Source organism: Phenylobacterium sp. (genome assembly GCF_030693805.1).
Lineage (GTDB): Bacteria > Pseudomonadota > Alphaproteobacteria > Caulobacterales > Caulobacteraceae > Phenylobacterium.
Map to the genome: position 1 here is coordinate 1 of NZ_JAUXZW010000345.1, position 14688 is coordinate 14688.

Consider the following 14688-nt stretch of genomic DNA (forward strand, 5'->3'; position numbering starts at 1 on the left):
CGCCTTCATGGGCTACGTGCTGCCCTGGGGCCAGATGAGCTTCCACGGCGCGGTGGTGATCACCAACCTGTTCGGCGCGCTGCCGATCGTCGGCGAGTCCATCACCACCTGGCTGTGGGGCGGCTTCGCGGTCGATAACCCGACGCTGAACCGCTTCTTCTCGCTGCACTACCTGCTGCCGTTCATGATCGCCGGCGTCGTCGGCCTGCACATCTGGGCGCTGCATGTCCCCGGCAACAACAATCCGCTGGGCGTCAACGTGAAGTCCAAGGCCGACACCGTGCCGTTCCACCCGTACTACACGGTGAAGGACGGGTTCGCGATCGGGGTGTTCCTGATCATGTTCGCCATCTTCGTGTTCTATAATCCGAACGCGCTGGGTCACGCGGACAACTACATCCAGGCCAACCCGCTGGTGACGCCGTCGCACATCGTGCCGGAGTGGTACTTCCTGCCGTTCTACGCGATCCTGCGGGCCGTGCCGGACAAGCTGATGGGCGTGCTGCTGATGTTCGGCGCGATCGCCATGCTGTTTATCCTGCCCTGGCTCGACACCTCCAAGGTGCGGTCCATGCGCTATCGGCCGACGGCGAAGCTGTACTTCTTCATCTTCCTGCTGGCCTGCCTGGTGCTGGGCTATTGCGGCGGCAAGCTACCCGACGACCACGTGATCCCGAGGCTGTCGACCTTCCAGCTGCTGGATGCGGACCTGAACAGTTTCGTGTGGCTGTCGCGGATCGCGACCGCCTACTACTTCGCCTACTTCCTGGTCGTCCTGCCGATCCTGGGCCTCACCGAGACCCCGTCGCCGGTTCCGGAATCGATCTCCGAGCCCGTCCTGTCGCACCCGGCCACCACGCCGGCCGGCGCGGCGGCGTCGCCTGAAAATAGAGGTTGAGCCTAAGATGCTGCGTAAAGGTATCGCTCTCGCGGCGCTCGGGTTGCTCGGTCTTGCGAGCCCGGCGGCGGCGTCTGGCACCACCAGCGCGCCCCTGAAGCACGTTGAATTTGGTTTTGAAGGACCGCTGGGCAAGTTCGACCCTGAACAGCTTCAGCGCGGCTACAAGGTCTATCGGGAGGTCTGCGCGGCCTGCCACGCGATGAACCTGCTGACGTTCCGCAACCTCGGGCAGAAGGGCGGGCCGTTCTACGATCCGAAATACCCGAACTCGAACGACAACCCTTACGTCAAGTCGATCGCCAAGGACTATCAGGTCAACGACATCGATTCCGAGACGGGCGACGTGGTTCAGCGCGCCGGCACTTCGGCCGACAAGTTCCCGAACCCGTTCCCCAACGAGCCGGCGGCGCGGGCCTCGAACGGCGGCGCGCTACCGCCGGACCTGTCCGTAATCATCAAGGCGCGCCACCACGGCCCGCAGTACGTCTATTCGATCCTGACCGGTTATAAGAACCCGCCCGCGGGTCTGAAGGCCAGCGCGACCCAGCACTACAATCCCTACGTGCCAGGCGACCTGACGGCGTTCTGGAGCGGCCCGCACGACAAGGTGCCGGTCGGCGGCTTCATCGCCATGCCGCCGCAGCTTGCGGACGGCAAGGTGACGTTCGACGACGGTTCGCCCTCGACGGTGGACCAGCAGGCCAAGGACGTCGTGGCGTTCCTGACCTGGGCGTCGGAGCCCAAGATGATGGAGCGCAAGCAGTTCGGCCTGGGGGCGATGATCTATCTGCTGATCTTCACCGGCCTGCTGTACGTCAGCTACCGCCGCATCTGGCGCAACGTCGCCCACTAGCGTCCAGGTCGCGCGTCTCGTCTACGGAGCCGGGTCGCGCGCCTAGTCTTCCAGCATCAGCAGCCGGCCGTGCGGGAAGTCGAACCGCCAGGCGTGCCCGGCCAGGACCGGGGCGCCGATGACGCCCTCGACGCCATGCGGGACCGCCTCGGCCAGCAGCAGGCCCGCCAGCAGTTCGGCGATCAGGTCGCCGGCGAACGACAGTTCGCTCAGCCGCGCCGCGCCGATCCCGCCCGGATAGAGTTCCTTGGGGTCGGTCGCACTGGGAACCTGGGCGTTATGCTCGTCCAGACGCACCGCAAGGTCCTGTCCGGTGGCGAGGATGAAGCGGCCCCGCCGCGCACGGGTCCCGTCGCTCACCGCCGCTTCGGCCGCGGGCCGGCCGCCCATACGTCGCAGCGGCACAACCAGGCCCGCGTGCACCGCCGGCGCTTCACGCGTACGCCACACCGCCAGTCGGCAGGGCGCGAACCGTATGTCGACCACATAGTGCGACAGCACGTCGGCGCCGATGACGCCGGCGATCGGCGTCGGCATGGCGACGCTGCGCGCGTCGAGATCGGCGACCTCGATCGTCTGACCGGTCCGACGCAGGCCGGCGAAGCGCACCTCGCCGCGGAGCTCGACGGCCGTGTCCTCCGGCGTCGACAGGCCGGCGCCTTGCGTGCGGGTGTCGTGGAGCTGGGTGCGCGCGGTCCCCGTGTCGATGATGTAGTCGCCGGCGATCCCATGCACCGAGGCGGCCGCGACCAGCTGCGCGCCCTCGAACCAGCAGGCCGTTTCGCCGGCGCTCGCCGTGCGGGCCCCGATGGCTAACGCGGCGGCCGAGGCGGCCAGGACGAGGCGGGCGAAGCACTTCAAGCGTCAGGCGTCCTGTTCGGATCATCATAGCCAAGCCCGCGCGCCTCGGCGATAAGCGCCGCACGGCGTGGAGCCTGCCCGGAGCGTCCTGGGCCCGCCGCCTGCGAGTGTGCGCCGATGAACCTGGCCGAGATGATCCGGACGATCCCCGACTACCCGAAGCCGGGGATCATGTTCCGCGACATCACCACCTTGCTGGGCGACGCCCGCGCCTTTCGCCGCGCGGTGGACGAACTGGTGCAGCCGTTCGCCGGCCGCAAGATCGACAAGGTGGCCGGGGTCGAGGCGCGGGGCTTCATCCTGGGAGGGGCGGTAGCGCACCAGCTGTCGGTGGGCTTCGTCCCGCTGCGCAAGAAAGGCAAGCTGCCGTATACGACCGTCGCTGCGGAGTACGCGCTGGAATACGGCGTCGACACCATCGAGATGCACGCCGACGCGATCACGGCGGGCGAGCGGGTGATGCTGATCGACGACCTGATCGCCACCGGCGGCACGGCGATGGCCTCGCTGGAGCTGCTCAGGCGCGTCGGCGCGGAGGTCGTCGCTGCGGCGTTCATCGTCGACCTGCCGGATCTGGGCGGCGCCGAGCGCCTGCGCGCCGCCGGCGTGCCGGTCTCCACCCTGGTGGCCTTCGAGGGTCACTGAGCCCTTCGCCATATCGGCGCCCAAAGGGCCCGTCAGGATCGCACCCATGGCCTTCACGCGCGCGTGGGTGAACTTCAAGCGGATGCAGGACGTGGCGGCCGCGGCGGCCGTGCTGATCTATGCGGGCGCGGTCGTGCGCGCCTTTCAGGTGCTGCCAGGCGGCAGCGAGCTGATCGTGCAGCGTGCGCTGATCTGGCCGGCGATGTTCATGACCGTCTCCCTGCTCGTGCCACTGGCGACGCCGCCGCTTCGCCGCCTGCTCGGCCGCTATGTGTGGATGAGCTACCAGGCCGGATTCGGTCAGACCCCGGCCTCAGTTCTGGGCGGCATTGGCCTGCTCTGCGGCGCGGCGCTGTTCATCTACTGGCAGGTGGCGGCGGTCGCCCATGGCGGGCGTTATCCGGCCGGTGTGTTCTCCGGTTACGGAGCGGGGATCGGCATCATGCTGGCCCAGGCGCTCTTGGTTCGGGTGCTGGAGCGCCTGCCGGAAGTGCGCCGTCTGATCGAGGAACCGTCGTGACCGCCTTGCCGCCGATCTCGCAGGCGCGGCCGTCGCGCAGGACGGCGTAGGCGGTCACCGAGGTCTTCGGCGGACGCGCCGAGGCGGTCCAGCCGACGTTGGGGTTATCGACCTGCGGCACGACCTGAGGCACGTCCGGTCGGTTATCGCCGCCCGCGCCGACGCCGACGATCCTTCCGTCGCCGCCCACTAGCACCAATTGCTTGACGCGCTGGTCGGCGAGCGCGTCCCACGCCCAGCCAGCGCCCCTCCAGGCCGCACCCGATGCGCCGGGCGCCGGCGTCCAGGCGTCGAACGCCCCGGTGCACTCTGTCCGTGGCGCGACCTTCAGCACCTGGCGCAGGGGGCGACCGGTCCAGCGGCCTCGCGGCTCGGCGAAGATCGACAGCCGATGCTCGCGCAAGAACGCCGCCAGTTCGCGCGGCGTGGCCGGATCGGGAAACAGCCGGGTCAGCGCCTCGTCGTCGGCGGCGCCGGACAGTAGCGCCTCGGCGCCCAGCGCCACCTGGCCGCGCCACAGCCCGACCACGCCGAACATTTGCCCCTGCAGGAAGACGATCTGATGCGCGGCGAGCCCGAGCGGGAGCAGCATGATGAGCTTCGGCCACCACGCGGCGCGGGCCTGCGCCTGTAACGTCCAGAACGTCAGCTGGGCCGCCCAGAACCAGGCGGAAGGGGTCACGTAACGGCTGGACAGGGCTTGCTCCAGGCCGAAGCTCAGGCGGCCCAGGGCGGTGACGCCGGCGCTGGCCATGACGAACAGCGCGACGCCCAGCAGCGCGAGCTGCGCCGGACTTCGACTGCGCTGGGTGCACACGGTTGCGGCCATGATCGCCACCCCCGCCATGCCGGCGAACCCCAGGATCATCGCCTGCTGCACACCCCACAGGCCGCGCCAATCGCCGAGGTAGACCGCGACATAGGATGCGAAGGCGAGGGGGTCGGCGAGCGCCAGGGACGGTGGCGAGTGGCCTGCGACCAGGTGGAAGCCGTGCAGGTACAGCCCAGTCAGGACAAACGCCGCCGCGAGCGCCACGGCGGCGGCGCGCAGTGGCAGGCGGGCGATCACGGCGACAGCGGCCATGGCGGCGCCGGCCAGCACGCCGTTGGCCATCGAGAAGCTCGCCACCGCCAACAGGGCGAAGGCGAGGCCCAACCTCGGCCAGTTCAGGACAGGCGCATCGCGCGCGCCGAGGCAGAAGACGTAGATCGCCCAGGCGGCGCAGCAGTAGACGCCGACGAACTGCACCTGGAAGCCCCAGACCAGGTTCTCCCACTGCAGGAGGCTGAACAGCCCGGCCGCGGCGACGGCGGCGGCGCAGGCCTTCAGCGGGGTGCCGCCACCTTCGCGCGCCATGACCAGAAACAACAGCGCGCCCATGGCCTGGATCGCGAAAATCGCCGCGGTGTTCAGGTAGTTCGACCCGCCGGTGAGTACATAGTCCCCCAGCAGAATGATCCGCGGGAACAGGATCCGGTGCTCGTTATGCTGACGCCACAGGTCCTCGAAGCGCAGGCCGTGATCGAGCAGGGCGCGGTACTCGTTCACCGTCGCCCACTGGTCCATGTAGGGGACGCTTTGGTGGGTCGAGAGCACGGCGATCAGCGAGGTCGCCGCGACATAGGCCGGCAGCAGAAGCACTACGCCGGCCACGGCCAGGCCGAGCAGATGGGCGGGGCCCCAGCGCGGGCGGTCGATCGGCTCGCGTTCGTTAAGCGTCGCCACGGCCGCCGCCATTGCGGGCGAAGAGGGCGAGGGTGCGCAAGGTGGAGAGCTGCGCCGAATCCGCGTGAAAGCCGCTCGGCGCGACGAAGGCGTGGCCCGCCTTGTACATGTGGATCGGCAGGTCCGGATGGCGCGCGCCGATCGCCTCCACATCCTGGGGCGGGATCAGCGCGTCCTCGCGGCCAAAATGCAGGATCGTGGGGACGCGCGGCGTCTCGGCGACGTAGTCGATGATGTGGCCGCCATAGAAGCAGGAGACGGCGGAGACGCCCTCGCAGCGACAGGCCGCCAGCCACGCCGCCGTCCCGCCGAAGCAGAAGCCCAGGACGAACACCGGGCCCTTCAAGGCGTCGATCGCCGCCTGCACATCCCCCGTGGTGGTGTCGCCCCAGCCCGTCCGCTCTGCGTAGGCGGTCTGGCCGGCGAGGCGTGCGGGGTCGGTATTCTGGTCCGCAAAACCGGGTTCGAACCGGTCGAACAGGCTGGGTGCGAGGGTCTCGTAGCCGTGCTCGGCATAGGCGTCGCACAGCTCGCGGATATGCGGCGTGACGCCCCAGACCGCATGCAGGACCACCAAGCCGCCGCGCCGCGCGTCGGGGACCTGGGCGTGATAGGCGTCGAAGACGAAGCCGTCCGCGCCGCTCAGCCGTACGGTCTCGCCCATGCGCGAAGCGTCCTCAGACGTTGAAGCGGAAGTTGAGCACGTCGCCGTCCTGGACCACGTACTCCTTGCCTTCCTGGCGCATCTTGCCAGCCTCGCGCGCGCCCGCCTCGCCCTTCAGCCGCACATAGTCGTCGAAGGCGATGGTCTCGGCGCGGATGAAGCCCTTCTCGAAGTCGGTGTGGATCACGCCGGCCGCCTGCGGCGCGGTGGCGCCCACCGGAATGGTCCAGGCGCGCGCCTCCTTGGGGCCGGCGGTGAAATAGGTCTGCAGACCGACCAGCTTGAAGGCCTCGCGGATCAGCTTGTTGAGGCCCGGCTCGCTGAGCCCCAGGGTCTCGAGGAAGTCGCCGCGCTCGCCCGCGTCAAGGAGGGCGATCTCGCTCTCGATCTGGGCGGAGATCACCACCGTCTCGGCGTGGTCGCGGGCCGCGCGTTCGGCGACACGCGCCGAGTGGGCGTTGCCGCTTTCGGCCGAGGCCTCGTCGACGTTGGCCACATAGAGCGCGGGCTTCGAGGTGATCAGCTGCAGCATCCGCCAGGCCTTCTCGTCCTCGGGCGGGACCTTGGCGTTGCGCGCCGGACGCCCCTGGTTCAGCTCGGCCAGCGCTAAGTTCGCCAGCCGCAGGGTCGTGGCCGATTCCTTGTCCCCGGTCTTGGCGCGCTTATCGAGGTTGGGGATGCGCTTTTCCAGGCTCTCCAGGTCGGCCAGCATCAGTTCGGTTTCGATGATCTCCAGGTCGGAGATCGGGTCGACCCGGCCCTCCACGTGAGTGATGTCGTCGTCCTCGAAACAGCGGGTGACGAAGGCCACCGCGTCGGTGTCGCGAATGTTCGCCAGGAACTGGTTGCCCAGCCCCTCGCCCTTGGAGGCGCCGCGCACCAGGCCGGCCACATCGACGAAGTTGATCCGCGCGGGGGTGATCTCCTTGGACCCGGCGATGGTCGCCAGCGATTCCAGCCGTGGTTCCGGCACCGCCACGTCGCCGACGTTCGGTTCGATCGTGCAGAATGGATAGTTGGCCGCCTGCGCCTGCGCCGTCTGGGTCAGGGCGTTGAACAGGGTGGACTTGCCGACGTTGGGCAGGCCGACGATCGCGACTTTCAGGGCCATTCGGATCTCGAGGGGTTTGCAGTTGGGCGCCGGTTTAGCCGAGCACGCGGGGCTTGTCGCCGGGAACCGCCGCTGCGCCGCCCCGTCAGTCGCGCGCGCCGCGGGGATCGGCCTTCTCGGCCGGGGCCAGGCGCATGACTTCGGTCTGGTACTTCTCGTCCTCGCCAGCGGCCAGCAGGGGGGCGGCCTCGGCGCAGGCGCGCAGCAGGGCGTCGACCCAGTCCCCCTCGGCCTTGTGGAAATCCGACAGCACGAAGCCCTGGACCAGCGCCTTATCGCCCGGATGACCGGTGCCCAGTCGCGCGCGGCGGAACTCGGGCCCGACCTGGGCGGCGATCGAGCGCACGCCGTTATTCCCGGCCGCGCCCCCGCCGGTCTTCATCCGGAAACGACCAGGGGCGAGGTCGATCTCGTCGTAGAACACCACGAGGTCGGCGGGCTGCAGCTTGAAGAACTTCAGCGCTTCGCCGACCGAACGGCCGCTCTCGTTGTAGAAGGTTTGCGGCTTGAGGATCAGCGCGCGCACGGCGCCTGAGGGCGTCTCGATGGAGCCCTCGCGCGCCAGCGCCTGGAAGCGCCGACGCTCTGGCCCGAAACGCCAGCGGTCGGCGATGGCGTCCACCGCCGACCAGCCGAAATTGTGTCGATTGCCGGCGTAGCGATCACCGGGATTGCCCAGCCCTGCGAGGATCAGCATGGCGCCGTTCCCCTCAGGGCGAGCTAGGGCAGGGGCCGGACCGGTTAGGAGCCGGCGGCCTCGGAGCCTTCTTCACCTTCGCCGGCTTCTTCAGACGCCTGCGCGGAGGAACCAGCGATGATCGCGACCACGAATTCCGGGTCGGCCGTCGCCAAAACGCCTGCGGGCAACGCGAACGCGGAGACGCGGATCGCGTCGCCGATGTCCAGGCCATCGAGATCGTAGCTCAGCTCTTCCGGGATCTGGTCGGCCGGGCAGAGCAGTTCGATCTCGTGGGCGACGATGTTCAGGGTGCCGCCGCGCTTGATGCCTGGCGAGGCTTCATGATTGGTGAAGTGGACCGGCACGGAGATCTTGATCTGCTGGTGAGCGTCGACCCGGTAGAGGTCGAAATGGATCGGCTCGTCGGTGACCGGATGCACCTGGATCGCCTTGGCGATCACCGGCTGCGTTTCCGAGCCGTGCTTCAGGGTCACCAGGTGGCCCAGCAGCTTGCCCGTATAGAGCGCCTTGCGGAACTCGTTGGCGCGCACGGCGATGGCCACCGGGGCCTGGGTTCCGCCATACAGCACGCCAGGCACCTTGCCCTCGCGCCGCGCATCGCGGGCGCCGCCGGTTCCGGTGCGCTCGCGCACTTCAACGTTCAGTACGATATCGGCCATGGCCTCGCCTCAAAACGAAGCCGCCGCGCGAAGCTGCGCGGCGACGGTCTTAACCCGCTCAAGATCTGAAGGGTGCGGGTAGATACACGCCTGAGCCCGCGCTGGCAACGCCCGCGACGCGACGAATTCGACGCGGGCTGAGGCTCAGGGTTTGCGGACGCCCGACGTCGGTGAGGCGATCGGCGTCTGGGTCGCGACGGGGGTCGCCGACGCCACGGTGAGCGGCGACGTGAGCACGTCGACGGGGTTCGGCGCGCCGGCCCCCTTGAGCACGCACATGCCGGTGTCCATCAGGATGTGCTGACCCATGCAGAACACGTCCTCGTAGTGCGGCTTCGACACCGCCAGGCACTGGTAGAGGTTCAGCTTGGACATGTTCAGGCACGAGCCGGCGACCGGCTCCGACATCACCGAGGTGAGTTGCACCAGGTTGGCCTCGCCGGCTTCGCCGAGGACGGCGAGCGCGGCCAGCGCCAGGCTGCGGACCACCAGGGGCGAATAGGGCGGGGCCCCTGGTTGAGCGGCGACCACGCCCAGCGGCGCGCCGCCGCCGGCGGCCTGTTGCAGGCGGAAGGACTCGGCCACGTCGCCGCTCAGCGGCATCGTCGAAAGGCTCTTGGCCTGCGCCAGGCGGATATCGCGGTTGGCGACGTCGGCCTTGGACCAGGAGAAATGCTGGACGCTGTAGGCCGCCTGCTTGACCTGCTTACCTTGCTCGAACACGCGGCGGCCGTCCTCGCCGAGCGCGGTGGTGACCAGTCCGGCCGCGGTGGGCGCGCCGGGGAAGCTCAGGGCATAGGCGGGATTGCGGATGATCGCCTGGGCGATCGACTGGCGCTGGGTCACATCACGCGAATAGGTGCGGACTCCGGCGACGTAGGCGGGATCCTGCAGGGCGGCGATCGCGCCATAGGCCACGGCGCCCTGAACCAGTTGGCGCGGTTCGTAGGCCGCGGCCGTGCGCAGCGCGCCCGAGACCGAAGCGCCGTCGGAAAACGCCGGCGAGATCGCGGCGCTGCGGGCCATGTAGGCGCGATAGGCGCTGGCCTGCTCGATCACCTTGGGGGCCAGCGACACGGCGGGAGCCGGCGGCGCGGGCGGACCGGCGCTCGGCCCGGCGCAGGCGGTGATCACCAGCGCCGCAGCGGCGGCGGCGACGGACAGGGCCGAACGGACCCAGACAGCACGAGCCATCGGCAAATCTTCCCTCAAATTACGCCTACGAAGATAGCACGGCGCGACGGGCGACAATGTGTCTACCGTCCTTAACCGAAGCTGACCAAGCGTCGCCGTGGAGGCCGTCTGAGCGCTAATCGAACAGCTTGGAGACGGATTCTTCGTTGGCGATGCGCCGGATCGCCTCGCCGATCAGCGGAGCGCAGCTCACGTAGCGGATCTTGCCCGAGGCGGCGATGTGCTGCGGACCCTCAATCGAGTCGGTCATCACCAGCTCCTTCAGCACCGAGCTGTTCACCCGCTCGACCGCCGCGCCGGAGAGGACGCCGTGGGTGACGAAGGCCGAAACCTCCGCCGCGCCGCCCTCGATCAGCGCCTCGGCGGCGTTGCAGAGCGTTCCGCCGCCGTCGATGATGTCGTCGAACAGCACGCAGCGTCGGCCGCTGACGTCGCCGATGATGTTGGCGACCTCGCTCTTGCCGGGGCCGGAGCGGCGCTTGTCAACGATGGCCAGGTCGGCGTTCAGCCGGCTGGCCAGCGCCAGCGCGCGCACAACCCCGCCCACGTCAGGGGAGACGATCAGCAGCTCGGCCGCGCGCTCGTAGTTTTCTTTGATGTCCTGGGCGAGGATCGGCGCGGACAGTAGGTTGTCCGTTGGGATGTCGAAGAAGCCCTGGATCTGGCCGGAGTGCAGATCCATCGTCAGCACCCGGTCGGCGCCGGCGCGGGTGATCAGGTTGGCGACCAGCTTGGCCGAGATCGGCGTGCGGCCGCCGGTCTTTCGGTCCTGACGGGCGTAGCCGAAGTAGGGCATCACCGCGGTGATCCGCTTGGCCGACGCGCGCTTCAGCGCGTCGATGCAGATCAGCAGCTCCATCAGGTTGTCGTTGGCCGGATAGCTGGTCGATTGCAGGATGAAGACGTCCTCACCGCGGACGTTCTCGTCGATGGTCGCCCAGACCTCGTTGTCGGCGAAGCGCTTCACCTGGGCGCGCGTCAACGGCAGATCCAGATGAGAGGCCACGGCCTGGGAGAGCGTACGATTGGCGTTGCCGGCCAGCAGCTTCATCAGACCCCCGAATGATAGGCTTATCGCGCGGGCGTTTTAGCAGTCAGGGCGCGCCTAGCAACCCTCCGCCGGGTTCGGTCAGCATGATCGCCGACAGCAGTCGCCCATAGTCCGGTTCCGCGCGCTTGAAGGCGCGTCGATTGGAATAGAACAGGCGCGGTTCGATCATGGTGTCGCGGCCGATCCATTCGCAGCGCGAGACGCCGACCGCGCGCAGGCGGTCGAGCACGAAGGCCGGCAGGTCGAAGCGGCGCTTGTCGTCGCTCGGCCCGGCGGCGAAGTAGCGCCCATAGCCTGTATCGGCGGCCTCGAAGCGTTCAAGGAACTCCAGTCCGACCTCGTAGGACGACGGGCCGATGCAAGGGCCGATCGCCGCGCTGATGTTGTCGGCCCGCGCGCCCAGCTCGACCATCCGCGCGACGCCGGCCTCGACCACGCCGTCGAGGGCGCCGCGCCAGCCCGCGTGGACGGCGGCGACCACACGGGCCTGGGCGTCGGCCAGCAGGATCGGCGCGCAGTCAGCCGACAGCACGCCGCAGGCCAGGCTTCGCGCGCCGGTCGCCACTCCGTCGGCCTCGGGGCGGTCTTCCCACGCCGCATCGGCGCTGACCACCAGGGCCGAGTGGACCTGATAGGCGATGAGCACGGATTCAGGCTTGGTCCCCATCCGCTCGGCGACGCGACGGCGGTTCTGCAGCACGCGGCCTGGATCGTCCTTGGATCCCAAGCCCAGGTTGAGGCTCTCGTAGATTCCCTCCGACACCCCGCCGACGCGGGTGAAGAACGCGTGCTCGACGCCGGCCAGGTCGAGGATCTGCGAGGTCAGGACTTCCAGTCCGCTCATGCGGCCTCCTCGAATGCGGGTGGGATCCAGCCGGGGCTGTGGATGCAGGCGGCTTTGAACAGCTCGCCCATCTGGTCGGCCGCGGTCAACCGCTCGCGTTGGCGGGCGAGTTGCGAGGCCTTGTCGGGTCGAGATGCGCTCAACGCGGCGCAGCGCTCGACGACGCCCAGCCGCGACAGCAGTTCGGCCTGGGTGAGGATCGTCGCGGTCAGCGCGCCCTGTTCGCGGGCCGCGGCCAACACCGCGGGGAAATCTGCGTGGACGGTGAGGTCCGCCTCGCCGGGACAGGCGAGCGGATCCACCTTGGCGTGGGCCAGCAAGGCCTGGAGGGTATCGCCGAAGCCGGGCTCCGCGCGGCCGTAGTCGATGAGCAGCGCCGCGCCGCCGTGGTCGGCGACCAGCCGTCCCAGATGGGCGCCGAACGCGGCCTGGGCAGACGAGACCTCCAGCACTGCTCCGGGCGGCGCGTCGGGCAGCAAGCCTTGCGCGGGGGTGCGCGCCAGGCCGAAGGCAAGGCCGCCGTCCGCGTCCACGCCGACGAGCCGTTCGGCCCAGGCGCGGTCGCGGCGGACGAACTGGCGGGCGGGCAGGCAGTCGAGCAGCTCGTTGGCGATCAGCAGGACGGGCGCCTCGCCCGCGACCTCTGACAGCGCGCCGACCCAATGCAGTCGATCGCCGAGACGTTCTTGCTGCCGCTGCGCTAGCGGGGCGGACGCCTCCACCAGCCAGACTTCGAGCGCCTCGCGGAACCCCGGAACCAGCGTGGCGACGCGAAGGATGTCGCCCATCAACGTCCCGTCGCCGGGGCCGACCTCGACCAGTCGCACCGCGCAGGGGCGGCCGAGCCGCGTCCAGCACTCGGCCAGCCACAGGCCGATCAATTCGCCGAACATCTGGCTGACCAGCGGCGCGGTGATGAAATCGCCGGCCGCGCCCAGCGCCGGGCGTGTAGCGTAGTAGCCGAAGTCGGGATCGTGCAGACACGCGGTCATGTATTGGTCCACGTCGATCGGGCCCGACGTTGTAAGCTGCCGTATCAGACGTTCACGCAGGCTCATCGACGTCCGCTGCAGGAACCGTCACTGGCGTTGCAGGCAGAGGTTCGCGCAGGCCTCGCCAGACCAGGAAGGCGCCGGCGAGCACCATCGGTGCGCTCAACATCATGCCCATGGTCGGAAATGCGGGCATGCCGAAATCAGGCTCGCGGACCGTCTCAAGCGCGATGCGGATCAGGCCGTAGCCCAACAGGAAAACGCCGGCGACCACGCCGCGTCGGTCGAGCATGCCCTTCCTGACCGAGAACAGCAGGATGAGGAACAGGACGACGCCTTCGAGCGCCGCCTCGTAGAGCTGGCTGGGGTGGCGCGGGGCCAGACCCGCCGGGCAATGGCCGTAGGTCTCGATGATCTGCGGATTGCAGAACACCATGCCCCAGGGCAGGTCGGTTGGCCGGCCCCACAGCTCGCCGTTCACGAAGTTGGCGATGCGCCCGAAGAACAGCCCGATCGGCGCGGCGGCTGCGATCAGGTCACCCAGGCGAAACAGGTCCAGTCCGGCGCCGCGCGCGAACAGGACGATAGCGGTGAACACCCCGATGGCGCCGCCGTGGAAGCTCATGCCGCCGCGCCAGACCTGCAGGATCTCCAGCGGGTTCGTCCAGATCAGCGAGGGGGTGTAGAACAGCACGTGGCCCAGGCGGCCCCCGACGATGATGCCGAGGGTCAGCCACAGGATCAGGTCGTCGATCTGCGGTGTCGTTGCGGCCGGCCCACGCATCGGCGCGAGGCGCGGGCTTCGCGCCAGCCCTGCGACATAGCGCCACCCGAGCAGGATGCCGGCGACATAGGCCAATGCGTACCAGCGTATGGCGAGCGGCCCGATCCGAAGCAGGATGGGGTCGATTTCGGGGAACGTCACCGCGGCGCATCTCCAAGTGGTGAGCCGGGTTTAGACGAGATGCCCCTCGCTTTCACCCCCACTGCGCCCATATAGAGACGGACGGCGCCCTAGAGCCGCCTACCAGAGCCCGAGATGCAAACGCAGAACCCGTTCCTTGACGAAATGGCCAAGCTGACCACCGCCGCCATGGGCCTCGCCCAGGCCGCCGGCGAAGAGGCCAAGACCGCCTTCCGCGCCCAGGCGGACAAGGTGGCCGCTGAATTCGACCTGATCCGCCGCGAGGAGTTCGAGGCGCTGAAGGCCGAGATCACCGCATTGCGCGCCGAAGTGGCGACGCTGCGCGGCGTGCAGGCTTCGACGGACGACGTGGCCCCAAACACGTGAATGTTGCTCGCCCCGCACAAGAAGCCGGTGACGTGGCGTGCGGGAAGCGGACTACCCTCAAATAGAACTGGCGATTCGCCGGGCGATTTCCCCGCCCGCCGCCGTACGCGAAAGGACCTCGGGCGATATGGACAGGACCCTGTCTGACGAATCCGTCCTGATGGCCAACGACCCTCTCGAAGTCGTCGAGCACGTCCTGACGGCGGAAAACCTGGCGTTCGATCGCACCGAGGACGGGGATCTCGCGTTCAATCTCAGCGGCGACTGGAAGGACTACGAGCTGTGGTTCGCCTGGCGTCCCGAGGGCGACTGCCTGCAGCTTTGCCTGTCGCTCGACCTGGAAGTCACCCGGGAACGCCGCACCGCGGCGGCCGAACTGATCGCGGCGATCAATCCGCGCGTCTGGTTGGGCCACTTCGAATTGTGGGACGACGGCGAGATCATCTTCCGCCATGGCATGGCGCTGATGACCGGCGAGCAGCCGTCGCTGGCCCAGGCCGCGGCGATGATCGATCTGGCCATGGAAGGCGCCGACCGCTTCTATCCGGCGTTCGACTTCCTGGTGCAGGGCGGCAAGTCGCCTGAGGAAGCCATCGCCGCCTGCATGTTCGAGACGGTGGGCGAGGCCTAAAGAGCCTCCACTTTCGAACGGCGTCCTCCTAAGGATGGGCTGAAC

At 68.8% G+C, this 14688-nt stretch carries 17 protein-coding genes; 6 read left to right on the forward strand and 11 right to left on the reverse strand.

Annotated elements, in window-relative coordinates; genetic code table 11:
- Together Q8M88_RS13570 and Q8M88_RS13575 are read left to right on the forward strand one after the other, a co-directional pair.
- Positions 1–898: cytochrome b N-terminal domain-containing protein (locus Q8M88_RS13570; protein WP_305597690.1), on the forward strand; the 898-nt coding region annotated here is incomplete at its 5' end.
- Between the two features lie 7 nt (positions 899–905).
- Complete coding sequence (locus Q8M88_RS13575; protein ID WP_305597691.1) at positions 906–1754, forward strand: cytochrome c1; 849 nt, start codon at positions 906–908, stop codon at positions 1752–1754.
- A 42-nt stretch (positions 1755–1796) separates the two neighbouring features.
- Here Q8M88_RS13575 and Q8M88_RS13580 read toward each other — a convergent pair whose 3' ends face one another.
- A complete protein-coding gene (locus tag Q8M88_RS13580) occupies positions 1797–2615 on the reverse strand; it encodes a hypothetical protein (RefSeq protein ID WP_305597692.1) in 819 nt (272 codons plus the stop codon).
- Positions 2616–2732: 117 nt separating this feature from the next.
- Between Q8M88_RS13580 and Q8M88_RS13585 the strand changes: the two genes are divergently transcribed.
- Both Q8M88_RS13585 and Q8M88_RS13590 read left to right on the forward strand, forming a co-directional pair.
- Positions 2733–3260, forward strand: a complete 528-nt coding sequence (locus Q8M88_RS13585) for an adenine phosphoribosyltransferase (protein WP_305597693.1) — start codon at positions 2733–2735, stop codon at positions 3258–3260.
- A 46-nt stretch (positions 3261–3306) separates the two neighbouring features.
- On the forward strand, positions 3307–3780 hold the full coding sequence (locus tag Q8M88_RS13590; RefSeq protein WP_305597694.1) for a hypothetical protein: 474 nt from the start codon (positions 3307–3309) through the stop codon (positions 3778–3780).
- Here Q8M88_RS13590 and Q8M88_RS13595 read toward each other — a convergent pair.
- From Q8M88_RS13595 to lgt, 10 genes are all read right to left on the reverse strand, one after another.
- Positions 3701–5506, reverse strand: coding sequence for a hypothetical protein (locus Q8M88_RS13595; RefSeq protein ID WP_305597695.1), 1806 nt, complete (start codon positions 5504–5506; stop codon positions 3701–3703). The genes Q8M88_RS13590 and Q8M88_RS13595 overlap by 80 nt on opposite strands.
- Entirely contained in the window at positions 5493–6170 is a 678-nt protein-coding gene (locus tag Q8M88_RS13600) for a dienelactone hydrolase family protein (protein ID WP_305597696.1), read from the reverse strand. Before Q8M88_RS13600 ends, Q8M88_RS13595 begins: the two co-directional genes overlap by 14 nt.
- A gap of 13 nt (positions 6171–6183) precedes the next feature.
- Positions 6184–7281, reverse strand: coding sequence for a redox-regulated ATPase YchF (ychF, locus tag Q8M88_RS13605; protein WP_305597697.1), 1098 nt, complete (start codon positions 7279–7281; stop codon positions 6184–6186).
- A gap of 85 nt (positions 7282–7366) precedes the next feature.
- A complete protein-coding gene (gene pth / locus Q8M88_RS13610; protein WP_305597698.1) occupies positions 7367–7978 on the reverse strand; it encodes an aminoacyl-tRNA hydrolase in 612 nt (203 codons plus the stop codon).
- A 44-nt stretch (positions 7979–8022) separates the two neighbouring features.
- Positions 8023–8640: a 50S ribosomal protein L25/general stress protein Ctc gene (locus Q8M88_RS13615; protein ID WP_305597699.1), complete on the reverse strand. Its 618-nt coding sequence runs from the start codon at positions 8638–8640 to the stop codon at positions 8023–8025.
- A gap of 144 nt (positions 8641–8784) precedes the next feature.
- Positions 8785–9834 (reverse strand): hypothetical protein, encoded by a 1050-nt coding sequence (locus Q8M88_RS13620; protein WP_305597700.1) that lies wholly within the window; start codon positions 9832–9834, stop codon positions 8785–8787.
- Positions 9835–9949: 115 nt separating this feature from the next.
- Positions 9950–10885 (reverse strand): ribose-phosphate pyrophosphokinase, encoded by a 936-nt coding sequence (locus Q8M88_RS13625; RefSeq protein WP_305597701.1) that lies wholly within the window; start codon positions 10883–10885, stop codon positions 9950–9952.
- Positions 10886–10928: 43 nt separating this feature from the next.
- Entirely contained in the window at positions 10929–11729 is an 801-nt protein-coding gene (gene pgeF, locus Q8M88_RS13630) for a peptidoglycan editing factor PgeF (protein ID WP_305597702.1), read from the reverse strand.
- Complete coding sequence (locus Q8M88_RS13635; RefSeq protein ID WP_305597703.1) at positions 11726–12787, reverse strand: class I SAM-dependent methyltransferase; 1062 nt, start codon at positions 12785–12787, stop codon at positions 11726–11728. Before Q8M88_RS13635 ends, pgeF begins: the two co-directional genes overlap by 4 nt.
- On the reverse strand, positions 12774–13646 hold the full coding sequence (lgt, locus tag Q8M88_RS13640) for a prolipoprotein diacylglyceryl transferase (RefSeq protein ID WP_305597704.1): 873 nt from the start codon (positions 13644–13646) through the stop codon (positions 12774–12776). The genes Q8M88_RS13635 and lgt overlap by 14 nt, the downstream gene beginning before the upstream one ends.
- Positions 13647–13760: 114 nt before the next feature.
- Here lgt and Q8M88_RS13645 point away from each other — a divergent pair, with 114 nt between their 5' ends.
- Together Q8M88_RS13645 and Q8M88_RS13650 are read left to right on the forward strand one after the other, a co-directional pair.
- Positions 13761–14012, forward strand: a complete 252-nt coding sequence (locus Q8M88_RS13645) for an accessory factor UbiK family protein (RefSeq protein WP_305597705.1) — start codon at positions 13761–13763, stop codon at positions 14010–14012.
- Positions 14013–14139: 127 nt separating this feature from the next.
- Entirely contained in the window at positions 14140–14643 is a 504-nt protein-coding gene (locus tag Q8M88_RS13650; RefSeq protein WP_305597706.1) for a YbjN domain-containing protein, read from the forward strand.
- Positions 14644–14688 lie beyond the last annotated feature (45 nt).

Excerpts from the sequence above, each read along its gene's own strand:
- Q8M88_RS13590 (WP_305597694.1), top strand. The coding sequence starts at position 3,307 with ATGGCCTTCACGCGCGCGTGGGTGAACTTCAAGCGGATGCAGGACGTG.
- ychF (WP_305597697.1), bottom strand. The coding sequence starts at position 7,281 with ATGGCCCTGAAAGTCGCGATCGTCGGCCTGCCCAACGTCGGCAAGTCC.
- Q8M88_RS13625 (WP_305597701.1), bottom strand. The coding sequence starts at position 10,885 with ATGAAGCTGCTGGCCGGCAACGCCAATCGTACGCTCTCCCAGGCCGTG.
- Q8M88_RS13585 (WP_305597693.1), top strand. The coding sequence starts at position 2,733 with ATGAACCTGGCCGAGATGATCCGGACGATCCCCGACTACCCGAAGCCG.
- Q8M88_RS13615 (WP_305597699.1), bottom strand. The coding sequence starts at position 8,640 with ATGGCCGATATCGTACTGAACGTTGAAGTGCGCGAGCGCACCGGAACC.
- Q8M88_RS13650 (WP_305597706.1), top strand. The coding sequence starts at position 14,140 with ATGGACAGGACCCTGTCTGACGAATCCGTCCTGATGGCCAACGACCCT.
- pth (WP_305597698.1), bottom strand. The coding sequence starts at position 7,978 with ATGCTGATCCTCGCAGGGCTGGGCAATCCCGGTGATCGCTACGCCGGC.
- Q8M88_RS13575 (WP_305597691.1), top strand. The coding sequence starts at position 906 with ATGCTGCGTAAAGGTATCGCTCTCGCGGCGCTCGGGTTGCTCGGTCTT.
- Q8M88_RS13620 (WP_305597700.1), bottom strand. The coding sequence starts at position 9,834 with ATGGCTCGTGCTGTCTGGGTCCGTTCGGCCCTGTCCGTCGCCGCCGCC.
- Q8M88_RS13645 (WP_305597705.1), top strand. The coding sequence starts at position 13,761 with ATGCAAACGCAGAACCCGTTCCTTGACGAAATGGCCAAGCTGACCACC.
- Q8M88_RS13600 (WP_305597696.1), bottom strand. The coding sequence starts at position 6,170 with ATGGGCGAGACCGTACGGCTGAGCGGCGCGGACGGCTTCGTCTTCGAC.
- Q8M88_RS13635 (WP_305597703.1), bottom strand. The coding sequence starts at position 12,787 with ATGAGCCTGCGTGAACGTCTGATACGGCAGCTTACAACGTCGGGCCCG.
- pgeF (WP_305597702.1), bottom strand. The coding sequence starts at position 11,729 with ATGAGCGGACTGGAAGTCCTGACCTCGCAGATCCTCGACCTGGCCGGC.